The sequence below is a fragment of the Rhizobium sp. NLR22b genome (genome assembly GCF_019685295.1).
In the GTDB taxonomy this organism is placed as follows: domain Bacteria; phylum Pseudomonadota; class Alphaproteobacteria; order Rhizobiales; family Rhizobiaceae; genus Rhizobium.
Window position 1 is genome coordinate 716668 of sequence record NZ_JABDWM010000001.1, and the last position, 25702, is coordinate 742369.

28 protein-coding genes and 1 pseudogene are annotated in these 25702 nt (G+C 63.2%); 17 read left to right on the plus strand and 12 right to left on the minus strand.

The genetic code is table 11. The features are described from left to right. The first annotated feature begins 2 nt into the window (after positions 1 to 2). Complete coding sequence (locus tag HJC00_RS03405) at positions 3 to 1100, plus strand: DUF1513 domain-containing protein (protein ID WP_221145745.1); 1098 nt, start codon at positions 3 to 5, stop codon at positions 1098 to 1100. Here the strand turns inward: HJC00_RS03405 and HJC00_RS03410 are convergent. Next, positions 1082 to 2158 carry a DUF2252 family protein gene (locus HJC00_RS03410; RefSeq protein WP_221153583.1) on the minus strand — a complete coding sequence of 359 codons (1077 nt, stop codon included), beginning with the start codon at positions 2156 to 2158 and terminating at the stop codon, positions 1082 to 1084. The two genes, HJC00_RS03405 and HJC00_RS03410, sit on opposite strands and share 19 nt — an antisense overlap. Before the next feature lie 241 nt (positions 2159 to 2399). Between HJC00_RS03410 and HJC00_RS03415 the strand changes: the two genes are divergently transcribed. From HJC00_RS03415 to guaA, 3 genes are all read left to right on the plus strand, one after another. Then, complete coding sequence (locus tag HJC00_RS03415; RefSeq protein ID WP_064707699.1) at positions 2400 to 2849, plus strand: PaaI family thioesterase; 450 nt, start codon at positions 2400 to 2402, stop codon at positions 2847 to 2849. After that, positions 2846 to 3484, plus strand: coding sequence for a 5'-methylthioadenosine/S-adenosylhomocysteine nucleosidase (locus tag HJC00_RS03420; RefSeq protein ID WP_011423682.1), 639 nt, complete (start codon positions 2846 to 2848; stop codon positions 3482 to 3484). Before HJC00_RS03415 ends, HJC00_RS03420 begins: the two co-directional genes overlap by 4 nt. A gap of 112 nt (positions 3485 to 3596) precedes the next feature. After that, entirely contained in the window at positions 3597 to 5159 is a 1563-nt protein-coding gene (guaA, locus tag HJC00_RS03425; protein WP_210629509.1) for a glutamine-hydrolyzing GMP synthase, read from the plus strand. Between the two features lie 25 nt (positions 5160 to 5184). Here the strand turns inward: guaA and HJC00_RS03430 are convergent. Further along, positions 5185 to 5812 (minus strand): annotated as a pseudogene (locus HJC00_RS03430) (GyrI-like domain-containing protein); the annotation flags it as partial. Positions 5813 to 5919: 107 nt separating this feature from the next. Between HJC00_RS03430 and HJC00_RS03435 the strand changes: the two are divergent. Next, the gene (locus HJC00_RS03435; protein WP_221163620.1) at positions 5920 to 6450 is read left to right on the plus strand and encodes a dihydrofolate reductase family protein; all 531 of its coding nucleotides are present in this window, start codon (positions 5920 to 5922) and stop codon (positions 6448 to 6450) included. 116 nt (positions 6451 to 6566) lie between these two features. Here HJC00_RS03435 and HJC00_RS03440 read toward each other — a convergent pair whose 3' ends face one another. From HJC00_RS03440 to HJC00_RS03450, 3 genes are all read right to left on the minus strand, one after another. Then, positions 6567 to 7112, minus strand: a complete 546-nt coding sequence (locus HJC00_RS03440) for a YbhB/YbcL family Raf kinase inhibitor-like protein (RefSeq protein WP_210629511.1) — start codon at positions 7110 to 7112, stop codon at positions 6567 to 6569. A gap of 38 nt (positions 7113 to 7150) precedes the next feature. Beyond that, entirely contained in the window at positions 7151 to 8005 is an 855-nt protein-coding gene (locus tag HJC00_RS03445; protein WP_221145733.1) for a helix-turn-helix domain-containing protein, read from the minus strand. A 142-nt stretch (positions 8006 to 8147) separates the two neighbouring features. Further along, positions 8148 to 9044, minus strand: coding sequence for a LysR family transcriptional regulator (locus tag HJC00_RS03450; protein ID WP_210629513.1), 897 nt, complete (start codon positions 9042 to 9044; stop codon positions 8148 to 8150). 126 nt (positions 9045 to 9170) lie between these two features. Between HJC00_RS03450 and HJC00_RS03455 the strand changes: the two genes are divergently transcribed. From HJC00_RS03455 to HJC00_RS03465, 3 genes are read left to right on the plus strand one after another with little or no spacing between them, the layout of a single operon-like run. After that, positions 9171 to 9545, plus strand: a complete 375-nt coding sequence (locus HJC00_RS03455; protein ID WP_221145731.1) for an Atu4866 domain-containing protein — start codon at positions 9171 to 9173, stop codon at positions 9543 to 9545. 43 nt (positions 9546 to 9588) lie between these two features. After that, a complete protein-coding gene (locus HJC00_RS03460; RefSeq protein WP_221153582.1) occupies positions 9589 to 10440 on the plus strand; it encodes an oxidoreductase in 852 nt (283 codons plus the stop codon). 38 nt (positions 10441 to 10478) lie between these two features. Continuing rightward, a complete protein-coding gene (locus HJC00_RS03465; protein WP_210629516.1) occupies positions 10479 to 11213 on the plus strand; it encodes an SDR family oxidoreductase in 735 nt (244 codons plus the stop codon). A gap of 31 nt (positions 11214 to 11244) precedes the next feature. Here the strand turns inward: HJC00_RS03465 and HJC00_RS03470 are convergent, their stop codons facing one another. Next, positions 11245 to 11808 carry a methylated-DNA--[protein]-cysteine S-methyltransferase gene (locus HJC00_RS03470; RefSeq protein WP_210629517.1) on the minus strand — a complete coding sequence of 188 codons (564 nt, stop codon included), beginning with the start codon at positions 11806 to 11808 and terminating at the stop codon, positions 11245 to 11247. A gap of 290 nt (positions 11809 to 12098) precedes the next feature. Here HJC00_RS03470 and HJC00_RS03475 point away from each other — a divergent pair, with 290 nt between their 5' ends. From HJC00_RS03475 to ybaK, 3 genes are all read left to right on the plus strand, one after another. After that, on the plus strand, positions 12099 to 13160 hold the full coding sequence (locus HJC00_RS03475) for a succinylglutamate desuccinylase/aspartoacylase family protein (RefSeq protein WP_221163621.1): 1062 nt from the start codon (positions 12099 to 12101) through the stop codon (positions 13158 to 13160). Positions 13161 to 13250: 90 nt separating this feature from the next. Next, positions 13251 to 13601 (plus strand): ArsC family reductase, encoded by a 351-nt coding sequence (locus HJC00_RS03480; protein ID WP_210629519.1) that lies wholly within the window; start codon positions 13251 to 13253, stop codon positions 13599 to 13601. Positions 13602 to 13604: 3 nt separating this feature from the next. Then, positions 13605 to 14078, plus strand: a complete 474-nt coding sequence (gene ybaK, locus HJC00_RS03485; protein WP_221145727.1) for a Cys-tRNA(Pro) deacylase — start codon at positions 13605 to 13607, stop codon at positions 14076 to 14078. Here ybaK and HJC00_RS03490 read toward each other — a convergent pair whose 3' ends face one another. After that, complete coding sequence (locus HJC00_RS03490) at positions 14079 to 14522, minus strand: MarR family winged helix-turn-helix transcriptional regulator (RefSeq protein WP_210629521.1); 444 nt, start codon at positions 14520 to 14522, stop codon at positions 14079 to 14081. It lies immediately after the preceding gene. 79 nt (positions 14523 to 14601) lie between these two features. Here HJC00_RS03490 and HJC00_RS03495 point away from each other — a divergent pair, with 79 nt between their 5' ends. Together HJC00_RS03495 and HJC00_RS03500 are read left to right on the plus strand one after the other, a co-directional pair. Continuing rightward, positions 14602 to 15285: a glutathione S-transferase family protein gene (locus HJC00_RS03495; RefSeq protein ID WP_210629522.1), complete on the plus strand. Its 684-nt coding sequence runs from the start codon at positions 14602 to 14604 to the stop codon at positions 15283 to 15285. A 252-nt stretch (positions 15286 to 15537) separates the two neighbouring features. Continuing rightward, on the plus strand, positions 15538 to 16791 hold the full coding sequence (locus tag HJC00_RS03500; protein WP_210629523.1) for an aminopeptidase: 1254 nt from the start codon (positions 15538 to 15540) through the stop codon (positions 16789 to 16791). Here the strand turns inward: HJC00_RS03500 and HJC00_RS03505 are convergent. Next, on the minus strand, positions 16739 to 17650 hold the full coding sequence (locus HJC00_RS03505) for an EamA family transporter (protein WP_221163622.1): 912 nt from the start codon (positions 17648 to 17650) through the stop codon (positions 16739 to 16741). The two genes, HJC00_RS03500 and HJC00_RS03505, sit on opposite strands and share 53 nt — an antisense overlap. An 82-nt stretch (positions 17651 to 17732) precedes the next feature. On the opposite strand from HJC00_RS03505, the gene HJC00_RS03510 reads away from it, so the two are divergent. Further along, a complete protein-coding gene (locus HJC00_RS03510) occupies positions 17733 to 18230 on the plus strand; it encodes a MarR family winged helix-turn-helix transcriptional regulator (protein ID WP_221122707.1) in 498 nt (165 codons plus the stop codon). Between the two features lie 169 nt (positions 18231 to 18399). Here HJC00_RS03510 and HJC00_RS03515 read toward each other — a convergent pair whose 3' ends face one another. Next, positions 18400 to 18990 carry an NAD(P)H-dependent oxidoreductase gene (locus HJC00_RS03515; RefSeq protein ID WP_210629526.1) on the minus strand — a complete coding sequence of 197 codons (591 nt, stop codon included), beginning with the start codon at positions 18988 to 18990 and terminating at the stop codon, positions 18400 to 18402. A gap of 2 nt (positions 18991 to 18992) precedes the next feature. Then, the gene (gene xseA / locus HJC00_RS03520; protein WP_210629527.1) at positions 18993 to 20573 is read right to left on the minus strand and encodes an exodeoxyribonuclease VII large subunit; all 1581 of its coding nucleotides are present in this window, start codon (positions 20571 to 20573) and stop codon (positions 18993 to 18995) included. A 338-nt stretch (positions 20574 to 20911) separates the two neighbouring features. Here xseA and HJC00_RS03525 point away from each other — a divergent pair, with 338 nt between their 5' ends. Continuing rightward, on the plus strand, positions 20912 to 21154 hold the full coding sequence (locus HJC00_RS03525; protein WP_020920162.1) for a hypothetical protein: 243 nt from the start codon (positions 20912 to 20914) through the stop codon (positions 21152 to 21154). A gap of 28 nt (positions 21155 to 21182) precedes the next feature. Here the strand turns inward: HJC00_RS03525 and HJC00_RS03530 are convergent, their stop codons facing one another. Continuing rightward, complete coding sequence (locus tag HJC00_RS03530) at positions 21183 to 23030, minus strand: hypothetical protein (RefSeq protein ID WP_221163623.1); 1848 nt, start codon at positions 23028 to 23030, stop codon at positions 21183 to 21185. 162 nt (positions 23031 to 23192) lie between these two features. Between HJC00_RS03530 and HJC00_RS03535 the strand changes: the two genes are divergently transcribed. Beyond that, entirely contained in the window at positions 23193 to 24200 is a 1008-nt protein-coding gene (locus HJC00_RS03535) for a glycosyltransferase (RefSeq protein WP_221145718.1), read from the plus strand. Further along, positions 24197 to 24574, plus strand: a complete 378-nt coding sequence (locus tag HJC00_RS03540; protein ID WP_210629530.1) for a GtrA family protein — start codon at positions 24197 to 24199, stop codon at positions 24572 to 24574. Before HJC00_RS03535 ends, HJC00_RS03540 begins: the two co-directional genes overlap by 4 nt. 9 nt (positions 24575 to 24583) lie before the next feature. Here HJC00_RS03540 and HJC00_RS03545 read toward each other — a convergent pair whose 3' ends face one another. Continuing rightward, complete coding sequence (locus tag HJC00_RS03545; RefSeq protein ID WP_221163624.1) at positions 24584 to 25570, minus strand: Gfo/Idh/MocA family protein; 987 nt, start codon at positions 25568 to 25570, stop codon at positions 24584 to 24586. Positions 25571 to 25702: the final 132 nt, after the last annotated feature.

Below are 25702 nucleotides of genomic sequence, written 5' to 3' on the forward strand. Positions count from 1 at the left end.
CGATGATACGAAGCACCACGATCGATCGACGCAGCTTCGTCAAGGCGGCAGGGATCGGCTTCCTTGCGGCCTTGACGCCAAGGTCGCTGATGGCGTTGGAGCGCTCGGACGCCGTCTATGCCTCGGGCATTCGCGCCGCCGACGGCTCCTTTGCCATCGCGACGGTGACGGAACGCGGCGAGATCATCGATCAGGTGGCGCTTCCCGCCCGGGCTCACGGCATGGCCTTCAGCGCCGCCACCGGCAAGACCGTCGCCTTTGCGCGCCGGCCCGGCACCTATGCGATGATCTTCGATCCGCGGAATAAGGGTCAGCCGATCGTCATCAGCTCCCGGGACGACCGGCATTTCTACGGCCACGGCGTCTTCTCGCCCGACGGCCGCATTCTCTACGCCAGCGAGAACGATTTCGACGCCAACCGCGGCATGATCGGAATCTACGATGCGACCGACCGCTTCACCCGCATCGGCGAATTCGAGACCTACGGCATCGGCCCGCACGACATGACCGTTTCCGATGACGGACGCCTGCTCATCGTTGCCAATGGCGGCATCGAGACGCATCCGGATTTCGGCCGCACCAAGCTCAATCTCGGGGCGATGCAGCCATCGCTTGTGCTGATCGATGCGGCGACGGGCGCGTTGATCGAAAAACATGTGCTGCCGGCCGAATGGTCGCAGCTGTCGACCCGCCACGTCGACCTCGACGGCGACGGCCGCATCTGGTTCGCCTGCCAGTATGAAGGCCACCGCAAGGACCTGCCGCCGCTTGTCGGTCATTTCGCCAAGGGCGAAGATCTTTCCTTCGTCGAGCTGCCGGAAGAGACGACGCGCAGGCTTGCCAACTACGTCGGCGCGATCGCCGTCAATCGCAGCGAAGGCCTCGTCGGCATCACCTCCCCGAAAGGCGGCGCCTCGGTGACGATCGACGCGAAAACCGGCAAGGTGCTGGCCGAGACGGTCATTGCGGATGCCGCGGGCATCGCGCCGGCAAGAGAGGGCTTTGCCGTCTCCTCCTATGATGGCGACTTCCTGTCGACCCGCAGCGCCGTCGCCTGGGATCAGCACATCGTTCGGATCTCTCAGCCGACGCGCGCATAGGCCTTCTGCTCGGTACTGATCGCCGACGCCGCGGCCCTTGCCGCTTCATGCAGCCATTCGGTCCCGCGCACCCGCAGATCGTCCAGGATCGCCACCGCCGCCGTCGGATCGTCGGAATGGCAGTTGGCGATCTCAAAGCCCATCAGCTCGAGCATCGTCGGCGCAAGCAGGATTTCCGGGTGCTTGTCGATCTCGATCTTGCGGCTGTTCGGCGAGAGCCGGCGCAGGAGGATATGCCCGGAGACGGTATAGTGAGGATCGGCCGAGCGCATACGCCCTCCGGCAATCTTGTCCGCATGGATCGTCCCGTGCTGCGGCCCGTGGCAAAGCGACCAGGCCGACTGCACCAGCGCCTTCGCCTCGCGCAGAACCGGCCCGCCCTGCCATTCGCAATAGGCGACGAAACGTGGCCGACCGAGACTGCCGGTGCCGGCGCGATGCGGCTTGGCCACGAAGCGACCTGAGCCGGATGGCAATGCACCGGTAAGCGCCTTGATATAGGCGGGAGGCGCCGGTTTCTCGCCGGGACGCAGGGTCTCGTATTTCTCCCAAAATTCCCGGCGTTCGGCATTCGGCAGCACCAATGCCTTGCGGAGCCATTTGTAGTCGCGCTCGAGGATGACGGGCAGCGGATTCTCAAGGCCCCTGCGATAGCCGGTGAGGATCAGTTCGCCGACCATGCGGACGGACGGGCCGTTGTCGCCGCGCGCCAGGATGGCGCTTGCCGCCAGACGAACGAGGTCGAGCGCATAAGGCATGACCGCCGCGTCGTCGAAATCATTGACGCCCCAGACAAGCCGGCCCTCGACGTCGCGCCAGGTGCCGAAATTTTCCAGATGCATATCGCCGACTGCCAGCACTTCAGGCGCACCTGCGAGGTCCGAGCAGATATCGAGGATGGTTTCGCACCAGCGCCAATAGGTGGCGCGCAGGAAGACGAACGCGTTGCTGCGCATCTTCTTGTGCTTCTCCCGCAGATCCTTCTTGACGAGATCGTTGCCGAGTTCGCCAGCCAGCCAGTTCTCGAAATTCCGCACCGATTGCGATATCGTCGTCATGCCGCTGATGCACCATCATTTCGAGTTCGACGCGAGAATACGCGCTCCGCGCGAGGCTGCAATCGCCATTGCACGGTTTCGGTGGTGCTGATGAAGCAGGCTTGTGGAGCGACGGCACGGCGAAAGGTTGCCCCAGCGACACGGTTTCCGGTTTCCGGCGGCATCGGCACGGATTTCGGCAAGGTCCAGCTTGTCGAATCCGGCCCGTCATGCCACTTTCCCGGCTTCGAGAGGGGCAGCCATGAGCGAGACTGACAGGGGCGATTTCCGCGCGCGAATCCGCCGCAATTTTGCGCGCCAGGCGGCGATGCAGACGATCGGCGCGGAGCTGACGCGCGTCGAGCACGGCGTCGTCGAGATCGAGCTTCCCTTCGACGTCAAACTGACACAGCAGCACGGCATCCTGCATGCGGGCATCATTTCGGCGGCGCTGGATTCGGCCTGCGGCTTTGCGGCCTACAGCCTCATCGATCCCGAGGCCTCGATCCTGACGATCGAGTTCAAAGTCAACCTGATGTCGCCGGGGCGTGGCGAGCGCTTCCTGTTTCGCGGCGAAATCACCAAACCCGGCTCCACCATTATCGTCGCCGACGGGCGAGGCTACGCGATCAGCGACGGGCCGGCGAAACTCATCGCCTCCATGACCGGAACGATGATGGTCATCCGCGGCAGAGAAGGAATCACAGGATGAAGTTCGAGCTGAAGTCGGTCGCAGGAAAATCCATGCTTTTCGTCATGGCGGCGGAGGCCGAATACGGCTCCTTCCTGCGTTCGCGCATCGAACCCTTGATGACCGGCGTCGGCCCGGTCGAGGCGGCGGTCGCGCTGACCAAGACCCTGGCACGGCTGGATGCGGCCGACGACCTGCCGGATCTCGTGGTTTCGCTTGGCTCGGCCGGTTCGGCGAAACTGGAGCAGACCGAAGTCTATCAGGTGAGCTCGGTCTCCTATCGCGACATGGACGCTTCGCCGCTCGGTTTCGAAAAGGGTAGGACGCCGTTTCTCGACCTGCCCGCGGCGCTCGAGCTGCCGCTGCGCATCCCCGGCATTCCCGAAGCAAGCCTTTCCACCGGCGGCAACGTCATCTCGGGCGCCGCCTATAGCGACATCGACGCCGACATGGTCGACATGGAGACTTATGCAGTGCTGCGCGCCTGTCAGGGCTACAAGCTGCCGCTGATCGGCCTGCGCGGCATTTCCGACGGTGCGGTCGAACTGCAGCATATCTCCGGCTGGACAGAATATCTGCATATCGTCGATCGCAAGCTCTCCTACGGCGTCGACAGCCTGTTCACGGCGCTGGAGGACGGGGTTTTCTGGTTTTAGAGTTCAGCGCCGCGCGTCTTCTCCGACGCGCGGGGACAATCGGAACAATAAAAACTCGACGCCGCCGATTTCCCGGATTGCCAGGCGAAGCGCTTTTCTTTAAAGCCTCGCCATGACCCAGACAGCACATCCCGACTCCGTTCTCATCGTCGATTTCGGCAGCCAGGTGACCCAGCTCATCGCACGGCGCGTGCGCGAGGCCGGCGTCTATTGCGAGATCGTTCCCTTTCAATCCGCCGAAGAGGGCTTCAAGCGCCTGCAGCCGAAGGCGGTGATTCTGTCCGGCAGTCCGGCTTCGACGGTCGACGAAGGGTCGCCGCGAGCACCCCAGATCATCTTCGACAGCGGCCTGCCGCTCTTCGGCATCTGCTACGGTCAGCAGACGATGTGCATGCAGCTCGGCGGCAAGGTCGAAAGCGGCCATCACCGCGAATTCGGCCGCGCCTTCCTCGACGTCGACAAGGACTGCCAGCTGTTCGAAGGCCTCTGGTCCTCCGGTTCGCGCCATCAGGTGTGGATGAGCCATGGCGACCGCGTCACGGCGCTGCCGGATGGTTTCGAGGTGGTCGCCACCTCTTCCAATGCGCCCTTCGCCTTCATCGCCGACGAGAAGCGCAAATATTACGGCGTGCAGTTCCATCCGGAGGTCGTCCATACGCCCGACGGCGCCAAGCTGATCGGCAACTTCATTCACAATGTCGCGGGCATCAAGGGTGACTGGTCGATGTCGGCCTATCGCCAGAAGGCGGTCGAAGAGATCCGCAAGCAGGTGGGCGACAAGCGCGTCATCTGCGCGCTTTCGGGCGGCGTCGACAGCTCCGTCGCGGCGCTGCTGATCCATGAGGCCGTCGGCGACCAGCTGACCTGCATCCTCGTCGACCACGGCCTGATGCGCAAGGACGAGGCGGCCAATGTCGTCGCCATGTTCCGCGAGCATTACAATCTGCACCTCCTGCATGTCGATGCGTCGGACCGTTTCATCGGCGAGCTCGAAGGCGTCAGCGATCCGGAGACCAAGCGTAAGATCATCGGCCGGCTCTTCATCGAGACCTTCGAGGAAGAGGCGAAGAAGCTCGGCGGCGCCGATTTCCTCGGCCAGGGCACGCTCTATCCCGACGTCATCGAGAGCGTTTCCTTCACCGGCGGCCCGTCGGTGACGATCAAGTCGCATCACAATGTCGGCGGCTTGCCGGAGCGCATGAAGATGCAGCTCGTCGAGCCGCTGCGCGAACTCTTCAAGGATGAGGTGCGCGCGCTCGGCCGCGAGCTCGGCCTGCCCGACAGCTTCATCGGCCGCCATCCCTTCCCCGGTCCGGGCCTTGCGATCCGTTGCCCCGGCGGCATCACCCGCGAGAAGCTGGAGATCCTGCGCGAAGCCGATGCGATCTATCTCGACGAAATCCGCAAGGCCGGGCTCTACGACGCCATCTGGCAGGCCTTCGCCGTGCTGCTGCCCGTCCAGACCGTCGGCGTCATGGGCGACGGACGCACCTACGAATTCGTCTGCGCATTGCGCGCGGTCACGTCAGTCGACGGCATGACGGCGGATTTCTACCACTACGACATGGAATTCCTCGGCCGCGCCGCCACCCGCATCATCAACGAGGTGCGCGGCATCAACCGCGTGGTCTACGACGTCACATCGAAGCCGCCCGGCACGATCGAATGGGAATGAGGGCAGAAGCCGCCCTCCGAGACCGCTATTTCAGCGGCAGAAACAGCTCCGCCACCGCCTCATGCTCCGGCACCTCCGGGAAGAAGCTTAGCCGCTGGCAATAGATCGGGAAATCGCGTGCTTGCTCGCCGCTCGCCGGAAGCCAGTCGCGATAAAGGTAGAGTGCCGGCCTCCAGATTATCGGTATTGCCGAGGACGCGCAGCACCGCGCAGCGCCCGCCGGGGATCTCGCCGGCTTTGATCCCTTCGCCCGCCTCGATCGGCCGGCTGGTCCCCACGCAGAGGTCGACGCTATAATCGGCAGGCTCAGCAGGGCGCCGTTCTGAACGCCAGACGTTGAAGGTCGGACTTGTCCTGGGGTGCAGACCGGCGGCCTTGCGCCAGGCGATGAACCGCTGGATGGTGGCGGCGAGCATCGCCGGGTCACCCCGATGCTGCATGATCGCCACCGGCGTGGGCGGCACATTGCGGATCGTCATGTCGTTGGGGGTAAAAGTCTTCTGCATCAGCTTGCTCCTGGCGTTGTCGAGAGGTCCGAAGGCCGCAAGCCACGGCTCCCAGTCGGGAGACTTCCGGAACGACGAAGGCGATTGACCGAACCTTTGCCGAAAGGCGCGGGCGAAAGCATCCGGTGCGGTGTAGCCGGCCTTCATCGTATAGCCAAAAACCAATTGCAAATTAAAATCAGTTGATCTAGCCTGTTTCCTATCGGTGCGCAGCCGAACGCACGTGGATGCTCCGTTCAAAAAGGGAAGTTGGCATGGCCAAGCTCGTATTCGGGATGAACCAGTCGCTGGACGGCTACGTCGACCACACGGCCTTCGGGCCAAGCCCCATCCTCTTCCGCCACTTCGTCGAGCAGGCTCGGAGGCAGGCGGGCAGCGTCTACGGCCGCCGGACGTATGAGGTCATGCGTTATTGGGATGAGGATCATCCCGGGTGGAATGCAGAGGAACAGGCCTTTGCAGCGGCGTGGCGGAAGCAGCCGAAATGGGTGGTCTCGCGGTCATTGACGTCGGTCGGCCCCAACGCCAGCCTTGTCGGGGATGATCTCGAGGGCGCGATGCGCGCTCTAAAGGCCGAGCGTGACGGAGAGATCGAAGTTGCCGGGCCGGACCTGGCGCAAAGCCTTACCGGACTCGGCCTGATTGATGAGTATCACATCTACCTGCATCCCGTCGTGCTTGGCCACGGCAAACCATATTTCGCCGGGCCCCGACCGCCGCTTCGTCTTGTGAGCCATAATCTGATCGACGAGAATGTGATCAAGCTCACCTATGTTCCTGCCTAATGAGGAGCCGCAAGTGACGTTGCCGGCGAAGACGGAAGGCACGCATAGGCCGGCCGAGGTTCAGTCACCACGGCCGGCCTTGATTGTGTAAGGACGTTGCGGATCCAGAGCCAGCTTCAGCGGCCGTAAGTCACCTCGATCGAGGCCTTGTCGAGCGTGTTGGCCCTGACATAGAAGCCGACCATGGCGCCCGGCGCCGTCTCCGGAAGCGGAAGCTTGTCCACCTTGAGCGCGTAGACGGTGAACTGGTAGCGGTGCGGCTTATCGCCGGTCGGCGGGCATGCGCCGCCATATCCGGAAGTGCCAAAATCGGTGTGACCTTCCACGGCGCCTGCGGGAAGCTTCTTGCCACCACTTGCGCCGGTGGCAATCTTCGAAATATCTGCGGGGATATTGAACACCGACCAATGCCACCAGCCGGAGCCTGTGGGCGCATCCGGATCGTATGCCATGACGGCGAAGCTCTTGGTACCCTCGGGCGCGCCCGACCAGGCCAGTTCCGGCGAAATGTTTCCGCCCGAGCAGCCGAAGCCGTTGAAGACCTGCGCGTCGGCCATGGCCTTGCCGGCGGCTAGATCCTTCGAGGTGAGCTTCATTTCGGCGTGGGCGGCCGTGGCGCCGAAGACGGAGGCGGCCATAAGTGCTGCTGTGATCAAACGCATTGTTGTTCTCCTTGGTTGACGATGCCGGGAAACTATCGTCACCGCTCCAGCGCATCTGCCCCGCTCTGCTCAATTTCTGCCCCGATCCGCTCAAAGTGCTCGGGGCCGCTGCGTACATGACGCGGGCTGACGCCAAACCGCTCCTTGAAGCGTGCGGAAAATTGCGAAGGCGAATCGTAACCGACCTCCAGCGCAACCTGCGCCATCGGCAATGTCGTCGTCTGGATAAGCGCCAGAGCGCGGTTCATCCGGGTATCGCTCAAGACCTCGCTGAAGGCGGTATTCTCGGCGGAGAGCCTCCGCCTCAGCGTCGCCTCACTCATGTTGAACAAGCCCGCAGCATTCGCCAGCGTCCAGGCGCCGGCCGGATCAGCTTCGATCATCTGCCGCAGCCGGTCCTCAAGTCGAGGGCTTTCGCATCGGCCGAGCACCGCCCCGCAGAGCGCGAACCAGGTGACGAGTTCCATCAGACGGGCCTTGGCGATGGCGCCCGGAAGCCGCGCCAGATTGCCCGGCTGACTGCAATATTCGAACAAGGCAGCAGCTTCCTCCGGCAGCCTCGAGGTGCTGGCCGGAAGAGGCCGTGATGGCACGGCGACCGATCCCATCCTATCATAAGCGTCCTCGAAAAGCTGTCGCGGAATTGGAAGCGCCAGGGTCTGATATTTCTGCGGCGCCTTCGGAATGTTCTCCATCGTCAACGGCCGGTGGTCGGGCAAGAGGCCGTAATCGCCGGCCTCAAGGCGCAAAGGCTTGTCATCCGACATGACGATCTTCGTTCCAGACTGGACCTGGATCAGCAGCGGGCTGGTCGTGACGAGGCGATGGAAGCAGGCTCGCCCACCCTGGCGGATCAATGCCCTGGTCGGAATGGGAAAGACGTCGTCGAGCATATTTTCTCCGCCAGCGGATGTTCAGAACGGCGACCGGAGGGGCCAGCATGACGTCGCCCGCTCGGCCATCGACTAGGTGCTCGGGAATACCAAAACCACATGCCGGCAGCAACCATGCCAGCGGCACGGCACTTGATTAGGCCTAATTACCGGCCGACCGGCGCACATAGTCGACCAGCGCGCGCAGTTTCACTGGCTGCCTCTGGCGCCTGGGATAATAGAGATAGAAGCCCGGAAATGGCGGGCAGAACTCCACCAGCAGCGGCACGAGTTCGCCGCGATCGATATAGGGCTCGAAAGTTTCCACCATGCCGAAGGTGATTCCGGCCCCAGCGCAGGCGATGCGGATCATCATTCCCATGTCATTGGTCGTGACCACGGGATCGACGGCGACGTCGAAGTCGCGGTCGTTCTCCGTGAACTCCCAGCGATAGGGCGCGGTATCCGGGCGCGGCCGCCATCCGATGCAGGCGTGGTTCTCCAGGTCGCGGGGATGGCGAGGCGAACCGTGACGCTCGAGATAGCTTGGCGATGCGGCGGCGCATTGTCTCTGTGGAGACGAAACCGAAATCGCGATCATATCCTGCTCGATCACCTCGCCCAGTCTCACACCAGCGTCGAAGCCGGCTTCGACGATGTCGAATTCGTCATCGGTGATGGTGATATCGAGCTTGATGCCCGGGCAGGCCTGCATAAAGCCGGCGAGCAAAGTCCCGGATAGGAAGCGCTCGGCGATGGAGGAAACGGTGATCCGCAGCAGGCCGCTCGGGCGCGCCTGCATGTCGCGCACCGTCTGCATCGCATCCCTGACCTGGCGCATCGAGGGACGAACCACCTCAAGGAAGACTTCGCCGGCCTCGGTCAGGCTGACGCTGCGCGTCGTGCGCTGAACCAGGGGCGCACCAAGCCGGTCCTCAAGACGCTGCAAGGCCTGGCTGACGGCGGAGCGGGTCACGCCCAGACGCTCGCCGGCGAGCCGGAAATTCCGGGCCTCCGCTACGGCGAGAAAGACTGAAATGCCTTCGAGATCATCGGCCATTGGTTAGCAATGTTAACCAAGCCATCCGGCATTGGCAACTTAATCGCGCGGCTCGCCAAGATTATCTTCCTGTCGAGGTCAAGGCATGGCCTAGCCCCAAGCGCTCCCCGCTCGAAAGGAGGCGCGATGCGAAAGTTTTACAGCAGCCCAGTTCTGCATCTCTTCACCGCCATCATTCTGACCGGCACCGCGACGCCGGCGTGGTCGGCCGACGCCCCGAACGTGCGAAAAACCAAGTTCCAACAGCCAAGCGAGAACACCATGCAGCAGCATCCCTATGTCGGAATGTGGGTCACCGACGACGGCCGCGTCCGACACGGACTCCTGCCCGACAATCGTTACGACGAGGCCCGCGGAAGCCGGGAGAGCGCCTATCGCGGACGCTACGAAGTCACCGGAACGCACATTGAATACTGGGACGATACGGGCTTCACCGCCGACGGCGATTTCGTCGACGACAATACGCTCCATCACGGCGGCATGGTGCTTCGCCGCAAATGACCGCTCGCGCACAGGAAAGGGCCGCATAGGACGGCCGGAAAGGATGACGACCATGTCTTCCACCACACCCATCTGGTTCATCACCGGCGCATCATCCGGCCTCGGCCGGGCACTCGCCGAAGCGGTCCTGGCGCGCGGGTGGCGCGCTGCCGTTACGGCGCGCAGACCCGATACGCTCAGCGATCTCACAGCAGCGCATGGGAAGCGGGCGCTGGCCCTCGCCCTCGACCTAACCGACGGCCGCTCCATCGCCGCTGCGGTCCACGCCGCCGAGGCGCATTTCGGCGCCATCGATGTTCTCGCCAATAATGCCGGCTACGGCTATCTCTCGGCGATCGAAGAGGGCGAGGATGCCGAGATCCGCGCCCAATTCGAGACCAATGTCTTCGGGTTGATCGCCGTGACCAAACAGGTTCTGCCCCGCATGCGCTCACGCCGGCAGGGGCATATCTTCAACGTCTCGTCGCTCGGCGGGCTCGTCGCCTTCGCCGCGACCGGCTACTACCACGCCACGAAATTCGCGGTCGAAGCCCTGTCGGAATCGCTGGCCCATGAGGTCGGGCCGCTTGGCATTCGTGTGACGATCCTGGAGCCCGCCGGCTTCCGCACGGATTGGGCCGGCCGGTCGATGGTCGAATCCAGCACGATCATCGAAGACTATGCCGAGACCGCGGGCAAGCGGCGCCAGGCCACCCGCTCAATCTCCGGCAAGCAGCCGGGCGATCCCGCGCGCGCGGCAAGCGCAATCATATCGGCCTTCGAGGCGGGCGAACCGCCGCTGCGTCTGCTGCTCGGGGCAGCTTCCCTGAAGATCGCCCGCGATCGGCTCGACACGCTGCGCGCCAATTTCGATGCGTGGGCGAAGACGACTCTCAGCGCCGATTTTCCGAGTTGACCATCACGAAAATCCTCAATCTGCTCATGGAGTTTGAAATGTCTGATATCGAAGGAAAAGTCATTGCCATCACCGGAGCCAGCAGCGGCATTGGAGAGGCCACGGCAAAAGTGCTGGCCGCCGCCGGCGCGCGAGTCGTGATCGGCGCGCGCCGCAGCGACCGCCTGGAGGCGCTCGCCGGCGAAATCGAAGCCGGGGGTGGAACGGTGCGTCTGCGCAAGCTCGACGTCACCGACCGTGTCCAGGTGGAAGCCTTTGCAGGCTTCGCCAAGGCCGAATTCGGCCGGCTCGATGTCATCATCAACAATGCCGGCGTCATGCCGCTGTCGCCGCTCGACGCGCTCAAGGTCGACGAGTGGGACCGGATGGTCGACGTCAACATCAAGGGTGTCCTCTACGGCATAGCGGCAGCGCTTCCGATCATGAAGGCACAGGGATCGGGGCAGATCATCAACCTGTCTTCGATCGGCGGCCACAGCGTCTCGCCGACCGCGGCCGTCTATTGCGCAACGAAATTTGCCGTGCGGGCGATTTCGGACGGGCTACGGCAGGAGACCGACCGTATCCGCGTGACCGTCATCTCGCCCGGCACGACGACATCCGAGCTTGCCGACACGATCACCGACACGACGGCGCGGGACGCCATGAAGGCTTTCAGGGCGATCACCATCAGCCCGAAAGCCGTCGCCAATGCGATCCTCTATGCCATCAGCCAGCCTGACGACGTCGATGTCAGCGAAATCATCATCCGCCCGACGGCCAGCCCGCATTGAGCAGCCACGTCCCGTGGAATTGTCCGGCCGCTCAAAAGCCCAGCGACTGCTGGGCAGGCGGCGGCGGGCCGAGGCTGACGCCTTCGAGCTCCAGCATGCGGGCCTTCGATGACGAGCCGCCGGGCGCCGAGAAGCCGCCGATCTTGCCGCCGGCGGCAAGCACCCGGTGGCAGGGGATAATCAGGGCGACCGGGTTCTTGGCCATCGCCTGGCCGACGTCGCGAGCCGCTTCCGGCCCGGCGCCGAGTTCCCTGGCCAGCGCGCCGTAAGTGGTCGTGCTGCCCCAGCCAACACGCCTTGCCGCCGCATAGATATCCCGGAAGAAGTCATTCTGGTCGGCAAGATCGAGTTCGACGCCCGAGAAATCGGTTTCCTCGCCTTGGAAATAGCGCCTCACGGCCGCTACCGTCTCCACCACCTCAGGCGTCGGGGCGCCGGGTTGGGCATCCGGCAGGCGGCGCAGCAGCAGCCGTTCCGTCGCCTCCGCGGTTTTCGTCGGTAATTGGAAACGGGCGATGCCGGCGTCGCTCCAGGCGATGCCGCAGAAGCCGCCAGCGGTTTCGAAGATGAGATAGTGATGCATCGTCTCGGCCATGACACAGCCTCCGCATTTACGATCTCCCAAAGGATCCTATGGCGAGACCCCGGTTTCAACCCGTTTCTTGCGAAAATCGTTCTTTTTTTGTTCCTATCGGCTTGGAAGCCGATGAAGCAGGCGCTTTTGATGTTCGTCCGTGATCTCGACGGCAAGGCAAGATCAACATAGCGGCAACCTGCTTTTCTTCGGGATTGCCCCCGGTTGAGACAAGGGTGCCGGTGAGGCTTGCGCTCGCCGGATTTCCGCGCATAAAGCTGGTCGGCTGGTGAACGCGGAGCAAGGACAGCATGGAAGGTTCGGAGATCATCATCCCAGGCGATACGCCGGGAACGGAGTGGCGGCTGCCGGTGCTGCGTTTTGCGGGCCGTAATCCGAAGGCTCCGAAGGCCTATATCCAGGCGGCGCTTCACGCCGGTGAGCTGCCGGGAACGGCGCTCCTGCATTTCCTTTGCGAGCGCCTGCGGCGGGCGGAAAGCGAAGGCGCGGTCGCCGGCGACATCACCATCGTGCCGCAGGCCAACCCGATCGGCGCGGCGCAATCGCATTTCGGCGACTTGCAGGGCCGCTTCGATCTCGGCTCGCGTACCAATTTCAATCGGGATTTTCCGCTGATCAGCGTCGCCGATCGGCCGATGCTGACGGAAGACCTGAATGATTATCCGGCTACGGACCAGCTGAAGCGGCGACTTCTGAATATGGCGCTCGGCGCCGATCTCGTCCTCGATCTGCACTGCGACGATGAATCGCTGCAATATGCCTATATCGATGAGGCCTTCTGGCCGGAGGCGGCCGATCTTGCCGCCGCGCTCGACATGGAGGCGGTGCTGCTTTCGGATGGCGAAAGCTCGGCCTTCGAGGAGGCCGTCGGTTTTGCATGGAAATATGCGGTTCCCGGTGAACGACAATCCCGGCTGCCGGGCAAGCTTTCGGTCACGGTCGAGCTGCGCGGCAAGCGCGACGTCGATCCGCTGCTGGCGAAGCGGGATGCGGACGGGCTCTGGCGTTTTCTCGCGGCACGGGGGATCGTGAGCGACGACAGAATGGCGCCGGCCATGTTTGCCGGTCCCGCCGTGCCGCTCGACAATGTCGAGATCATTCGCGCTCCCGAAGGCGGCGCCGTGCTCTTCCATCGCACGATCGGCGACAGGGTTGCAGAGGGCGAGCTTCTGGCGACGATCGTCACCCGGCCCGGTCGGCCTGACGGCAGCATCGATCTGCATGCACCGCAGGATGGGCTGGTCCTGACCCGAACCTCGGATCGGCTGGTGCGCCGGCGCGGCGACCTGATGAAGATCGTCTGCGCCAGGCCGAGCAAGGCCGCACGCAAGGCCGGCACGCTGGAGAGTTGAACAAACGGTGCCCGGGATAAATGCCGGGCGGCATTTGCGCCGTCTCTCGCGCATGTTATCCCGCTGCCATCACAGGGAGAACGATCGGGCATGGCCGTCACCATCTATGGGATCAAGAATTGCGACACGATGAAGAAAGCCCGCAGCTGGCTGGAAGAACACGGCGTCGCCTATGAGTTTCACGATTACAAGGCGTTCAGCATCGACCGCCCCCATCTCGAAGCCTGGATCGACCAGGCCGGCCTTGATGCGGTGCTCAACCGCGCCGGCACCACCTTTCGCAAACTGCCCGATGCCGAGCGCGAGAATCTGAGCCGGGAAAAGGCGATCGCGCTGATGCTCGACCAGCCGTCGATGATCAAGCGGCCGGTGCTGGAGACCGAAGGCAAGCTGGTGATCGGCTTCAAGCCGGAGAATTACGCGGATATATTCGGGCGCTGAGCAATGTCCAAGACCACGCGCGCGACACAGGTTCTTTCCCAGGCAGGCGTCGCCTTCACCATCCACATCTATGTTTATGACCCGGGCGCGGAGCGCGTCGGGCTGCAGGCGGCGGAAGCCCTTGCTGAGGCGCCGCAGCGGGTGCTGAAGACGCTAATGGCCGAGGTGGACGGCAAGCCGGTCTGCGTCGTGGTGCCTTCGGATCGCGAGGTCAGCATGAAGAAGCTCGCCAGCGCCTTTCGCGGCAAGTCGGCCAATATGATGAAGCCGGCCGATGCCGAGCGGCTGACCGGCTACCATGTCGGCGGCATCAGTCCCTTCGGCCAGAGGAAGGCCGTGCCGACGGCGATCGAGGAAACCGCTCTCGCCGAACCGCTGGTCTATATCAATGGCGGACAGCGCGGGCTGCAGGTGCGGCTTGATCCGAAAGATGCGCTGAGAGCGTTGAAAGCGGTCGGTGCATCATTGATCGCCTGATTAGAGGAAACGCGCGAGTAGACCGGAAATCGCCTTCGCCTCGTCTTCGGCAAGCTTGCTGCCGACATGGGCCTCGATCGCTGCCGCATAGACAGCCCACATCCGTGTGCGAAGCGTTCGGCCGGCATCGGTAATCACAACCCAGCGCCCACGGCCGTCCTCGGCGAAGACCTCGCGCCGGACCAGGCCCTCTCTTTCCAGCCGGTCGATCAGCCGGGAAAGATTATACTGCGCCAGCAAGGTTCGCTCCTCGATCTCGTAGGGCCGCAGCTTGCCGTCTTTCGAGCGCGCCAATTCCCACAGCACGTCATACCAGGCAAGCGGCGGCATGCCGGCCGTTTTCAGATCGGCTTCGATCGCGGCGAGCAGCCGTTCGCCGGCGCGCATGATGCTGATCCAGGCAGAGGTGGCGGCTTCGCTCAGCTTCGTTGTCTTTTCCATCATAGATGCAAATACATTTATCTTGCATAAGGCCGCAAGCGCTATTATATGCAAATGCATCTATTAAAACGAGGAGACGTTCATGAGCAGGCTTACCCTCATCAGCCACCATCTCTGCCCCTATGTGCAACGCGCCGCCATCGTACTTCGCGAAAAGGGTGTTCCCTTCGAGCGCATCAACATCGACCTTGCCAACAAGCCGGACTGGTTCCTGCAGATCTCGCCGCTCGGCAAGGTGCCGCTGCTGAGGATCGAGGACGAAGAAGGCGGCGAGGCCGTCCTCTTCGAAAGCAGCGTCATCTGCGAATATCTGGAGGAGACGCAGCCGGGGCCCGCCCTGCATCCTGCCGATCCGCTTGCCCGCGCCCGCCATCGCGGCTGGATGGAATTCGGCTCATCCGTGCTTTCCGATCTCTGGGGCTATGAAACCGCCACGGACGCGGAACAGCTGGAGGCCAAGCGCAAGATGCTGATCGCCAAGTTCACGACGCTCGAAGGAGCACTCGCGGACGGACCTTATTTTTCCGGCAGCAGCTTCAGCCTCGTCGATGCCGTTTTCGCGCCGATCTTTCGGTATTTCGATGTTTTCGACAGGCTGGGAGATAGCGGCATCTTCGCGGGGCTTGAACGGGTGACGCGCTGGCGGAGCGCGCTCGGCGAACGGCGAAGCGTGAAAGACGCCGTCGGCGAAGATTATCCGCAGCGGCTGATGGAATTCCTCGACAAGCACAAGTCGATCCTGCTCGGCCTGCCTGCCGCGGCTTGACGCTTGCGCTGAAACCGGTCGGGCATCGCGCCGGCCGGTTTCGAATCGGCAGCGGCGCGCTTCATTTTCGCCGCAAACGGGTCTAAGTCTTTCAGCCTCTTGGAGCGGTTCAGCTTTCACGGAAGCGCAGAACCGCTCTACTCTTTTGTTTACGCAATTCCCGGCAAAAGCGCTTTGCGCTTTGCCTGAGAAAACCGCATCGCACTTTTCCTGGAATTGCTCTAGCGTCGATGACAGAAGGCAGGTTGAATCATGACTTTCATGCCCCAGAGCCAGAACACCGTTGATCCCGTCAAGCTCGAGAAGCTCGCGGAAGTCGCCGTCAAGGTCGGTTTGCAGCTGCAGAAGGGCCAGGACCTGGTGATCACCGCGCCTGTCGTGGCGCTGCCGCTTGTCCGCCTCATCACCAAACACGCTTATCAGGCCGGCGCCGGGCTGGTGAGCGCCTTCTACTCCGACGAGGAAACGACGCTGGCGCGCTTCCAATATGGCAGTGACGAGAGCTTCGACCGCGCCTCCGACTGGCTCTACGAGGGCATGGCCAAGGCCTATGCCAACGGGGCGGCCCGCCTGGCCGTCGCCGGCGACAACCCGATGCTGCTTTCCGAACAGGATGCCGGCAAGGTCGGCCGCGCCAATCGCGCCACCTCCACCGCCTATAAGCCGGCGCTGGAAAAGATCTCGAATTTCGACATCAACTGGAACATCGTCTCCTATCCCAACCCCTCCTGGGCCAAGGTGGTCTTCCCCGACGACCCGGAGCCGATCGCGATCGCCAAGCTCGCCAAGGCGATCTTTGCTGCCTCGCGTGTCGATGTCAGCGACCCCGTCGCCGCCTGGGCGGAGCACAATGCCAATCTCGCCAAGCGCTCCGCCTGGCTGAACGGCGAGCGTTTTGCTTCGCTGCATTTCCGGGGGCCGGGCACCGATCTGACGGTCGGCCTCGCCGACGGACATGAATGGCACGGCGGCGCCTCCACCGCGAAGAACGGCATTACCTGCAATCCGAATATTCCGACCGAAGAGGTGTTCACCACGCCGCATGCATTGCGGGTCGAAGGTCATGTCTCGAGCACCAAACCGCTGTCGCATCAGGGCACGCTGATCGACAATATCCAGGTGCGCTTCGAAGGCGGGCGGATCGTCGAAGCCAAGGCGTCACGCGGCGAAGAGGTCTTGAACAAGGTGCTCGATACCGATGAGGGCGCGCGCCGGCTCGGCGAAGTGGCGCTCGTGCCGCATTCCTCGCCAATCTCGGCGAGCGGCATCCTGTTCTACAACACGCTGTTCGACGAAAACGCCTCGTGCCACATCGCGCTCGGCCAGTGCTACTCCAAGTGCTTCCTCAACGGCGCGACCCTCAGCCAGGAGCAGATCAAGGCGCAGGGCGGCAATTCCAGCCTGATCCACATCGACTGGATGATCGGCTCCAACAAGGTCGATATCGACGGCATCACACCGGACGGCTCGCGGGTCCCGGTGATGCGGCAGGGCGAATGGGCCTGAGCGGCATCACCTTGCGCTGACTGAGCCAGACGCCGGCAAGCACCAGGGCGAAACCGGCGATCTGCACCGGCGTCAGGCTCTGGCCGAGCGCCAGCCAGCCGAGCAGGGTCGCGACCACAGGGCTCAGAAAGCCGAGCGAGGAAATCGCCGAGGGCTCGACGCGCGACAGGCCGCGGAACCAGAGCAGATAGGTGAAAGCCGCACCCACCAGACCGAGATAGGCAATGCCGGCAATGTTTGCGATGTTCGGCGACGGCAGCGCCGGTTCCAGGAAGAGCGCAAAGGGTACCAAGAGAATACCGCCTGCCGACAGTTGCCAGGCGGTGAAGGTGAGGTTCGACACCGGCGGCGCCCAGCGCCGTGACAGCACGGTGCCGAACGCCATCGAAACCGCGCCGGCGATACCGGCGGCGACGCCCACGGGATCGAGGCTCGCCTTCGGCGTCAGCACCAGCAGCGCGACCCCGGCCATGCCGGCAAGACCCGCCAGCACGGCAAGTGGCCGGACCGGCTTGCCGAGGAAAAGCCGCGACAGGGCGATGACGATCAGCGGCTGCACGGCACCGACGGTCGCGGCAACGCCGCCGGGCAGCCGGTAGGCGGAGACGAACAGCATCGCCCAGAAGAACGAGAAGTTCAGCGCCCCGAGAAGGAAGGCGCGGCCCCACCAGACGCCCGTCGGCAGCTTCCGAACAATCAGTAGCAGAAGCAGGCCCCCCGGCAGGGCGCGCAGCAGAGCGACCGTCAACGGATAGCCCTGGGGCAGGAAGGATGTGGTGACGAAATAGGTGCTGCCCCAGATAGCGGGGGCGACAGCGGTCGTCAGCACGTCCGCCAAGTATCGAGAATTTGTCTTCATCTCAAGAATCTCTACATCAAGATAAATTCGAACATAACGCAATTTATCTTGACGTCAAGGTATGCAGTGGTATCCATCCCACATGGGTGAAGCGAAGCAAGATCACGTCGACCGGATTCTGGCGCAATGGCGGCGCGAGCGGCCGGATCTCGACGTCGAGCCGATGGGCATCCTCGGGCGCCTGAAACGCCTCGGCACCCATCTCGGCCGCGAAGTCGAAGCCATGCTCATGAAGCACGGGCTTTCCACCTCGGCCTTCGACGTGCTGGCCACACTTCGCCGCTCCGGCGCACCTCATCGGCTTTCGCCGGGCGAGCTCCTGGAAATGACCATGGTCAGCTCCGGCACGATGACGAACCGGATCGACCAGCTGGAGAAGGCGGGCCTGGTCGAGCGCATCGTCAATCCGCAGGATCGGCGCAGCGTCCTGATCGCGCTGACCGAAAAGGGGCTTGCGACCGTCGAAGAGGCGGTCGGCGCGCATGTCGCCAACCAGCAGCGGCTGACGCGCAACCTGACGGCCGAGGACAAGGCCGAGTTTGACCGACTGCTGAAGAAATTCCTCGCGGATTTCGAATAATAAGAGCCTTTCCTGGTCAGATTGAAGCATTCTGTTGGCTCAAACGGAGTCGGATGGTCGACCGGCCGGCGCGCGTCGTAGCCAAGCTCTACGGCCAAGCCGGCCGGTCGATCAGCCGGCCCGTTTCAGCCCTCCGGCAGAATGCTTCAATCTGACCAGGAAAGGCTCTTTAGATGGCGGCGAGCGCCTTGCTGACACGCTCCAGATGCGCCCTGCGCCTGGATTCCGTGGCGCGGTCCATATCGTGGAGGCTCAGCATGCGGAAGATAAGCTTCCTCGAACAGAAGTTGGCGATACCGCGCTTCAGCAGGCGGCGAACGGGATCGCCCATATAGAGATGCACCAGCCACCAGGGCGAGCCCGTCGTCGTCAGCGCATAGAGCAGCCTGATATTGGTGAGCTCAGGCACGATCCGGCCGCCAGCGGCGTCATGCGTGAAGGCCACACCTGGCGCGAAGACGCGGTCGAAGAAGCCTTTCAGGATGGCTGGGAAATTGAACCACCACTGCGGAAAGACGAGGACGAGACCATCGGCCGCCTTCAGCCGGGCAACGATATCGGCCACATCAGAGGTGTCGTAGGGCATATCGAAGTAAGCACGGCGCTCGGCCTCGGAGAGTCGTGGATCGAAATCCTCGGCATAGAGATCGAGCAGATCGACGGCATGACCGGAAGCTTCCAGCGCTTGGCGAGCCGTGTGCGCCACCGCGGCAGCAAAACTGTCCGACAAGGGATGGGCGAGCACCAGCAGGATCCGCATCGTTAGAACAGGCTTCCCTGCTTCGTCGGTTCCGCCGGTTTTGTGCTGCGCTTCTTGGCGCCGCCAGGCGAGATGCTGCCTTCCGTGGTCATTGCGCCGACACGGCCGTCGGCAAATTCGATGGCGATGCCCATGCCGGCGGAAAGTGCGGCCGCCTGCGAGACCGGCCTGTTGTCCTCGTCGCGAATGACGGCGTAGCCGCGCTTCAGCACGTTCTTGTAGGAGAGCGACTGCAGCACGCGGTCCTGCGCGGAGAGCTCGGCGCGGCCGCGCGTCAGCTGGTGGCGGATCGCCGTATCGGCATGGCGCGAAAGGTTGCCGAGCCGCTCGCGACTGCGGTCTGTCTCGGTCTTCAGCCGGGCCGGCAGCGAGGCGAGGATGGCCTCGGCGCGGTCAATGCGGGACTTCGAGCGATCGACCAGGCGCTCGACGGTGCGCTCGGCCCGCGCCATGCGCTCGCTCAGAAGCTGGCGTCGCTCGGCGATGCGATTGGAGAGCACATCCGGGCGGAGATGCGAGGCGATGCGCTCGAAGCCGCGACGCTTGTTGATGGTGTTGAGTTCCAGCCCGCGGCCGAGGCCGGCCGCCGTCTCGTCGAAGCGGCGGCGCGGCAAGGCGAGAAGCTGATCAAGCGAGGGCAATGCCCGCATCAGACTACGGACGGACTGGCGGCGCTGATCCATCTGCCGGTTCATGCAACCCTGCAGGCGGGCGGCAAGTGCGGCCGCCTGCGCTTCGAGCTCCGCCTTGACGGGCACAGCCATCTCCGCCGCCCCGGTCGGCGTCGGAGCGCGCACATCGGCGGCATAGTCGATCAGCGTCCAGTCGGTCTCATGGCCGACGGCCGAGATCAGCGGTATGCGGCTTTCGGCAGCAGCGCGCACGACGATCTCGTCATTGAAACTCCAGAGATCTTCCAGGCTGCCGCCGCCGCGCGCGACGATCAGCACATCCGGACGCGGAATGGCGCCGGCGGGGTCCAGCGCGTTGAAGCCGCGGATGGCGTTCGCCACCTCCTCGCCGGATCCCTCCCCCTGCACCTTCACCGGCCAGACGAGGACTTGCACGGGAAACCGGTCGGAGATGCGGTGAAGGATATCGCGGATGACGGCGCCGGTCGGCGAGGTGACGACGCCGATCACATGCGGCATGAAGGGCAGCCGCTTCTTCCGGGCCGCATCGAACAAGCCTTCGCCGCCGAGCCTGCGCTTGCGCTCCTCGATCAGCGCCATCAGCGCGCCGGCGCCTGCCGGCTCCAGTGTCTCGATGACGATCTGATATTTCGAGGAGCCGGGAAAAGTGGTGACCTTGCCGGTGGCGATCACCTCCATGCCTTCCTCAGGACGGAACTTCAGCCGCGAGAAAGTGCCTTTCCAGATAACGGCGTCGATACGGGCGCGATCGTCCTTCAGTGCGAAATAAGCGTGGCCGGAGGAGTGCGGACCCCGATAGCCGGATATTTCGCCGCGCACGCGAACCTGATCGAAGGCGGTTTCGACGGTGCGCTTGATCGAGCCGGAAAGCTCCGAAACCGAATATTCGGCAAGGTTGGTCGGCGAATCGCTGTCGAAGAGGTTGCTCATCCCTCCTTTCTATTTCCATTGGTGGGAAACGGGAAGGTCGCGACAGCCGGAGAGACCGTTTTCCCGACTGCTGAAACCGGTGGCGAGGCCGAGTCGTCGGCGTTGCATCAAGATTCACGCTCCGGGCATTGCGTGCATGCGGTCGTTGCAGCGATAAGAATGACAAGAAAAACGGGAAAATTCACTCCGTCGGGGAACGCATAGATAAAACGCGCGTTTTCTCTGAAAGGGATTGCTAACCACCGCAATACAAAGGATTTTCAGCCGAGAGAGCCGGTAAATCTTTGTTAGTTGGCGCTTCCTATTCTTCCCCTCGTTCTCTCTGGGAAGGTGCTGAAATGATTATTCTCACAGCAGCAGCATTGGGCATCAGCGCCGGGTTAATGCGCTCGGCCGCCGGTATCGCATTGGTCGCCGCGCTGATCGGAATGAGCTTCACGCTGGCGGCGATAACCTCGCCGGGGCCGGTGTCACTTCTGGCGCTTGTTTATGCCATTCTCGGCTATAATGGCGGCCTTATCCTTTTCGTGCTCGGGCTTTATGCCAGCGACCGTCTGCGGGCCGTCCGCACGTCTCACTGACGTCAGCGCAACATAAAGGCTGTCGGCGTCAATTCGCCGTCGGCCGGTAGCGGAAGAACTGGACGCCCGTACCCGGCACCTGCGCCAGCGGCTCCAGATAGGGCGGAATATTCCCCTTGCCGAGTTCGGCATAGAGCCCATCTGGCTTCAATTTGGCGAGTTCGCGCGTCTGCAGGTCCTTCTGGCAGAAAGCAAGCGCCGTCACACCGGCTCCCTTCAGGAAGGTTTCCGCCTCCTGCGGTGTTGCCAGGCCGATATGCATTTCCGTCAGCATGCCGCCCTGATCGCGATGATAGGGGGCGGAGAGAACCCGGTTCTGCGTGAAGCGGAGGATCGGCACACCCATTTCCGATGGCGCGGAGACCAGGCCGGGCGGGAGTTCGGCAAGCGGTGCCAGCGCCTCTTTCGATGTGCAGGAAAGCGCTTTTGTCGGCTCCGCCGCCTTCTTCTGCGCATCGTTCTCCATCTGCAGCGAGACAAGCCCGCCACCGACGGCCCAGACCGCCGGAACGCTTGCAAGCACGCTCATCACATAGACGAAGGCAGCGGCGACATTCTCGCTGTCGCTGTTGGAGATGCGCCTGACATCAATGATCAGCAGGGCGAGCGGCAGGATCGAAAGCAGGTTCGAGAAGGAAGAGCCGCGCACCTGGACCAGCGCGATTGCCCAACTCGTGGCGATCAGGAAGAGCAGGATCAGGTGGATCTGCACGCGGTCGCGCTGAATGAGGCGAAAGATGCAGACGGCAATGGCGAAGAGGCCTGCCGCATAGAAGGCGCCGACCGCGGTGGGATCGGTGCGCGCCAACGCCAGGAGCGATTGGGCTTCCGAAATATGCCGCAGCCAGAGCTCGACCAGCATCGGATCGAGATTGCCCAACGGATCGCTCAGGCATTGCGGCGCGATGACGATCGCCGCACCAAAAACGCCGACGCCGATAAAGGCGAGCGCGGTAAAGCGCAAGGGCCGACGCAAGCCGCTGGCAAAAACGGCCAAAAACAGCAGCAGGCCGCCACCAATCGCCGCCAGACTGTAATAGCCGAGCGAGAGATTGTCGCAGGTGACCATCGAATAGAGCCGGGGCGGTACCGTTGCGAAGAAAAGAATGTTGATCGTAATCGTCAGCGACAGCCCGAAGGCCCGGGCGGCGACGGCGAAATTCTCCCCTTCCCATGCCCAGAGCAGGGCGACCGTGAGGCAGACGCCGGCGACGAACGGGGTGGTCTCGGCCCCGATGGCGATGGCGACAGCCGCCGCAACGCCGGCGACTGAGTAGCTCCAACCGCGACGCTGGGGGTCCACGAGCATCGCCACCATCGTCGCGACCAGCGCCAGTTGCGCATTGTGATGATCGATGGCGCCCGGGGCGAAGCGGTTTCCGGTGTAGATCGCCGGAGCGGTGAGACCGAGGGCGATATGCATGCCCGCGACGCCGCCGATCCGCCGGCCGGCGACGCCCATGGCCAGCATGGCAGGAAAGATGAGCGATACGGGCCAGACGGCGAGCGCCAGCGCCTCGGCGGTTTCATGCGGCGCAAACAGGCCGAAGAACCAGATCAGCGAAGCGATCGGCAGATCGATCAGCCTCGACCAGTGCATCAGCGTACCGCCGGCAAGGCCGAGACGATATTGCGTCAGATCGAACCAGCCCTGGCCGGCAAGAAAATCGCGAACCTCGACGAGACGCATGCCGTCGTCGTTGTCGGGACCGACATAATCGGTGGAGCCGGAGAATTTGGTAACAAGGATAACGGCGGCGAGGATGACACTATAGGCAATGACAGCCGGCCACAGACGCGTCAGCAGCCCCCCGAGCCGGCTCCGGCGGGCGGCGGTCACGGCGGATGCATCAGCGACCGGCTGCACGGCGTTCATCGTGGTTAGCGCTTCGTTTCCAGATGCCCGAACCTTAGCGGGCACCGATCAAGAAAGTGTAAAGCCGTCTGAGACCGCAGCCGATTTTGCCTGCGTCATAGGGTCTTATTAACGCTGCGTGATTTAGGCTGGTGGCGGCTTTTCAGTGTAACGAGTAGAGTCATGGCCCGAACGCTTACCCATCACCCGGACATTGCCGTCCTGCTTCCCTGCTATAATGAAGCTGCGACGATCGGCGCTGTGGTGCGGGGCTTCCGGGCGACGCTGCCGGATGCCGCGATCCACGTCTACGACAATAATTCCACCGACGGCACCGCGCTGCAGGCGATGCTGGCCGGAGCGCATGTCGTGCGCGAACGGCGCCAGGGCAAAGGGCACGTCGTGCGCCGCATGTTCGCCGACATCGAGGCCGACATCTATATCATCGCCGACGGCGACGGAACCTATGCGCCTGGCGACGCCGAGGAGCTCGTGCGAACGCTTCTAACCGAGCGCGCCGACATGGTCGTGGGAACCCGGCGCGGCGTGCATGCCGATGCCGGCCGTCAGGGCCATGCGCTTGGCAACCGGCTTTTCAACCTGCTCTACCGAACGATCTTCGGCCCCGACTTCACCGATATCTTTTCCGGCTACCGCGCTTTCTCACGTCGCTTCGTCAAAAGCTTCCCGGCGGTATCCGGCGGCTTCGAGATCGAAACGGAGATGTCGGTGCATGCCTCCCGGCTGAAGCTTCCGGTCAGCGAGCTGGAACTCGACTATGGCCGGCGCCCGGAAGGCTCGCATTCCAAGCTTTCGACGTTCCGCGACGGCGGAAAAATCCTCTGGATGTTCGCGATGCTGATGAAGGAAACCCGGCCCTTCGCCTTCTTCAGCGCGATCAGCGCCGCCTTCATGCTGACGAGCCTCGGCTTCATGACGCCGGTGCTGGCGGAATATTTCGACACGGGCCTCGTCAGCCGCATGCCGACCTGGGTGCTGTCGATGGCGCTGATGATGATCTCCTTCATGCTTTTTACCGCCGGCGTCATCCTGGATTCCGTGGCCCGCGCCCGGGCCGAGCAGCTTCGTATCCATTATATGAGCCTGGAGACCCCGAGTGCGGTCAAGGCACCGCTCGCCGACGCCAAACCGGCATCGCGCGATCGTCCCGGCAAGGCGGATGCGGCATGAGAAAGCTCGTCCGCTTCGCGATCGGCGGCGGCATCGGCTTCCTTGTCGATGCCGGCATGCTGGCGGCGCTGCTCCATCTGACGCCACTCGGACCGTTTCTGGCCCGGCTCGTCGCCATCGCGACGGCAATGGCGACCACATGGGCTTTCAACCGCAGCTTCACCTTCGATCGTTCCGGCCGGTCGCTTGCCGCCGAGGGTTTCCGCTACGGCTCGGTCGGCGTGACGGCGGCACTGGTCAATTACGGGCTATACTCTGCGCTGCTGCTTTCGCTGCCGGCGCTGCAACCGCTGGCGGCCATGGTGATCGCCAGCGTCGCCTCGATGGTCTTCAGCTTCTTCGGCTATTCGCGCTTCGTCTTCCGCGCGGAATGAGCGGAATGATCAGACTGCCTCCCAGCCGTCCTTCTCGCTGGCGCGGTAGATGGCATCGATCACCTTCTGGTTCAGCTTCGAGTTTTCGAGCGTGACGATCTCTTCCTTGCCGTTCTTGACCGCGCGAGCGAAGGCCTCGACCTCGCGCCTGTATTGGCGGCTGTCCTGATAGCGGAAGATGCGCGATTCATTGTGGCTGCGATCGGCGAGTTCGACCTCTTCCGGTCCCCAGCGATTGGCGTTGAAGGGCGATTTGACCTCGATGTAACCTTCGGTGCCGTGGAAGACCATGACCTGACGGTTGGCCATCTGTGTCGAGACATAGAAGCTCAGCTCGAAATCGCCGAAATCGGCCTTGACGCTGGAGTAGATATCGGTGCCGAAATCCGGATCGCGCTCGGTGATCGCCTGGACTGAGAGCGGCTCCTTGCCGGTGGAAAAACGCGTGCTCATGACGGGATAGACGCCGATATCGGGAAGGCCGCCGCCGCCGAGTTCCGGAACGTTACGCATGTTGGCGGGGTCTCGGTTGAAATAGGTGAAGGCGCCCTGCACATGTCGCAGCGAACCGATCGCACCCTCGGCTATCAGTGAGCGCACCTTCTGCCAGACCGGGGAATAGGTGACCATATAGGCTTCGGTGACCACCACGCGGTTGCGGTCGCGGGCAGCGATTACCGCGTCGATATCGTCGGCCTTCAGGGCCAGGGGTTTTTCGCAGAGCACATGTTTGCCGGCATCGGCTGATTTGATCGACCATTCGATATGCTGCGACGTCGGCAGCGGGATATAGACCGCGTCGATGACGTCGGAAGCCAGCATTTCCTCATAGGAGCCGAAGGCATGCGGCACGGAGAAGCGATCGGCCATCTCCCTTGCGCGCGTGAGATCACGGCTGGCAACCGCCGTGACGACGCAATTTTCCGCGTCCTGGATGGCGGGAACGACATTGTCGCGACCGATCTTCGCCGTTGAAATGATACCGAAACGCAGCATGTGCGAGCCTCCCAAAACCAATGTCGGCGAACCATATTCAGGCCTCCGCCGCGACGCAATGGCGCGACATGAAATTGCGGAAGCCGGGTTTGCCTGGCGCCGGGATCGCGCTAGCTTGGCCAGACGGCGTTC

Bases quoted from the DNA above. Each gene is read 5' to 3' on its own strand.
- HJC00_RS03405 (WP_221145745.1), top strand. From the start codon at position 3: ATGATACGAAGCACCACGATCGATCGACGCAGCTTCGTCAAGGCGGCA.
- HJC00_RS03410 (WP_221153583.1), bottom strand. From the start codon at position 2,158: ATGACGACGATATCGCAATCGGTGCGGAATTTCGAGAACTGGCTGGCT.
- HJC00_RS03415 (WP_064707699.1), top strand. From the start codon at position 2,400: ATGAGCGAGACTGACAGGGGCGATTTCCGCGCGCGAATCCGCCGCAAT.
- HJC00_RS03420 (WP_011423682.1), top strand. From the start codon at position 2,846: ATGAAGTTCGAGCTGAAGTCGGTCGCAGGAAAATCCATGCTTTTCGTC.
- guaA (WP_210629509.1), top strand. From the start codon at position 3,597: ATGACCCAGACAGCACATCCCGACTCCGTTCTCATCGTCGATTTCGGC.
- HJC00_RS03435 (WP_221163620.1), top strand. From the start codon at position 5,920: ATGGCCAAGCTCGTATTCGGGATGAACCAGTCGCTGGACGGCTACGTC.
- HJC00_RS03440 (WP_210629511.1), bottom strand. From the start codon at position 7,112: ATGCGTTTGATCACAGCAGCACTTATGGCCGCCTCCGTCTTCGGCGCC.
- HJC00_RS03445 (WP_221145733.1), bottom strand. From the start codon at position 8,005: ATGCTCGACGACGTCTTTCCCATTCCGACCAGGGCATTGATCCGCCAG.
- HJC00_RS03450 (WP_210629513.1), bottom strand. From the start codon at position 9,044: ATGGCCGATGATCTCGAAGGCATTTCAGTCTTTCTCGCCGTAGCGGAG.
- HJC00_RS03455 (WP_221145731.1), top strand. From the start codon at position 9,171: ATGCGAAAGTTTTACAGCAGCCCAGTTCTGCATCTCTTCACCGCCATC.
- HJC00_RS03460 (WP_221153582.1), top strand. From the start codon at position 9,589: ATGACGACCATGTCTTCCACCACACCCATCTGGTTCATCACCGGCGCA.
- HJC00_RS03465 (WP_210629516.1), top strand. From the start codon at position 10,479: ATGTCTGATATCGAAGGAAAAGTCATTGCCATCACCGGAGCCAGCAGC.
- HJC00_RS03470 (WP_210629517.1), bottom strand. From the start codon at position 11,808: ATGGCCGAGACGATGCATCACTATCTCATCTTCGAAACCGCTGGCGGC.
- HJC00_RS03475 (WP_221163621.1), top strand. From the start codon at position 12,099: ATGGAAGGTTCGGAGATCATCATCCCAGGCGATACGCCGGGAACGGAG.
- HJC00_RS03480 (WP_210629519.1), top strand. From the start codon at position 13,251: ATGGCCGTCACCATCTATGGGATCAAGAATTGCGACACGATGAAGAAA.
- ybaK (WP_221145727.1), top strand. From the start codon at position 13,605: ATGTCCAAGACCACGCGCGCGACACAGGTTCTTTCCCAGGCAGGCGTC.
- HJC00_RS03490 (WP_210629521.1), bottom strand. From the start codon at position 14,522: ATGATGGAAAAGACAACGAAGCTGAGCGAAGCCGCCACCTCTGCCTGG.
- HJC00_RS03495 (WP_210629522.1), top strand. From the start codon at position 14,602: ATGAGCAGGCTTACCCTCATCAGCCACCATCTCTGCCCCTATGTGCAA.
- HJC00_RS03500 (WP_210629523.1), top strand. From the start codon at position 15,538: ATGACTTTCATGCCCCAGAGCCAGAACACCGTTGATCCCGTCAAGCTC.
- HJC00_RS03505 (WP_221163622.1), bottom strand. From the start codon at position 17,650: ATGAAGACAAATTCTCGATACTTGGCGGACGTGCTGACGACCGCTGTC.
- HJC00_RS03510 (WP_221122707.1), top strand. From the start codon at position 17,733: ATGGGTGAAGCGAAGCAAGATCACGTCGACCGGATTCTGGCGCAATGG.
- HJC00_RS03515 (WP_210629526.1), bottom strand. From the start codon at position 18,990: ATGCGGATCCTGCTGGTGCTCGCCCATCCCTTGTCGGACAGTTTTGCT.
- xseA (WP_210629527.1), bottom strand. From the start codon at position 20,573: ATGAGCAACCTCTTCGACAGCGATTCGCCGACCAACCTTGCCGAATAT.
- HJC00_RS03525 (WP_020920162.1), top strand. From the start codon at position 20,912: ATGATTATTCTCACAGCAGCAGCATTGGGCATCAGCGCCGGGTTAATG.
- HJC00_RS03530 (WP_221163623.1), bottom strand. From the start codon at position 23,030: ATGAACGCCGTGCAGCCGGTCGCTGATGCATCCGCCGTGACCGCCGCC.
- HJC00_RS03535 (WP_221145718.1), top strand. From the start codon at position 23,193: ATGGCCCGAACGCTTACCCATCACCCGGACATTGCCGTCCTGCTTCCC.
- HJC00_RS03540 (WP_210629530.1), top strand. From the start codon at position 24,197: ATGAGAAAGCTCGTCCGCTTCGCGATCGGCGGCGGCATCGGCTTCCTT.
- HJC00_RS03545 (WP_221163624.1), bottom strand. From the start codon at position 25,570: ATGCTGCGTTTCGGTATCATTTCAACGGCGAAGATCGGTCGCGACAAT.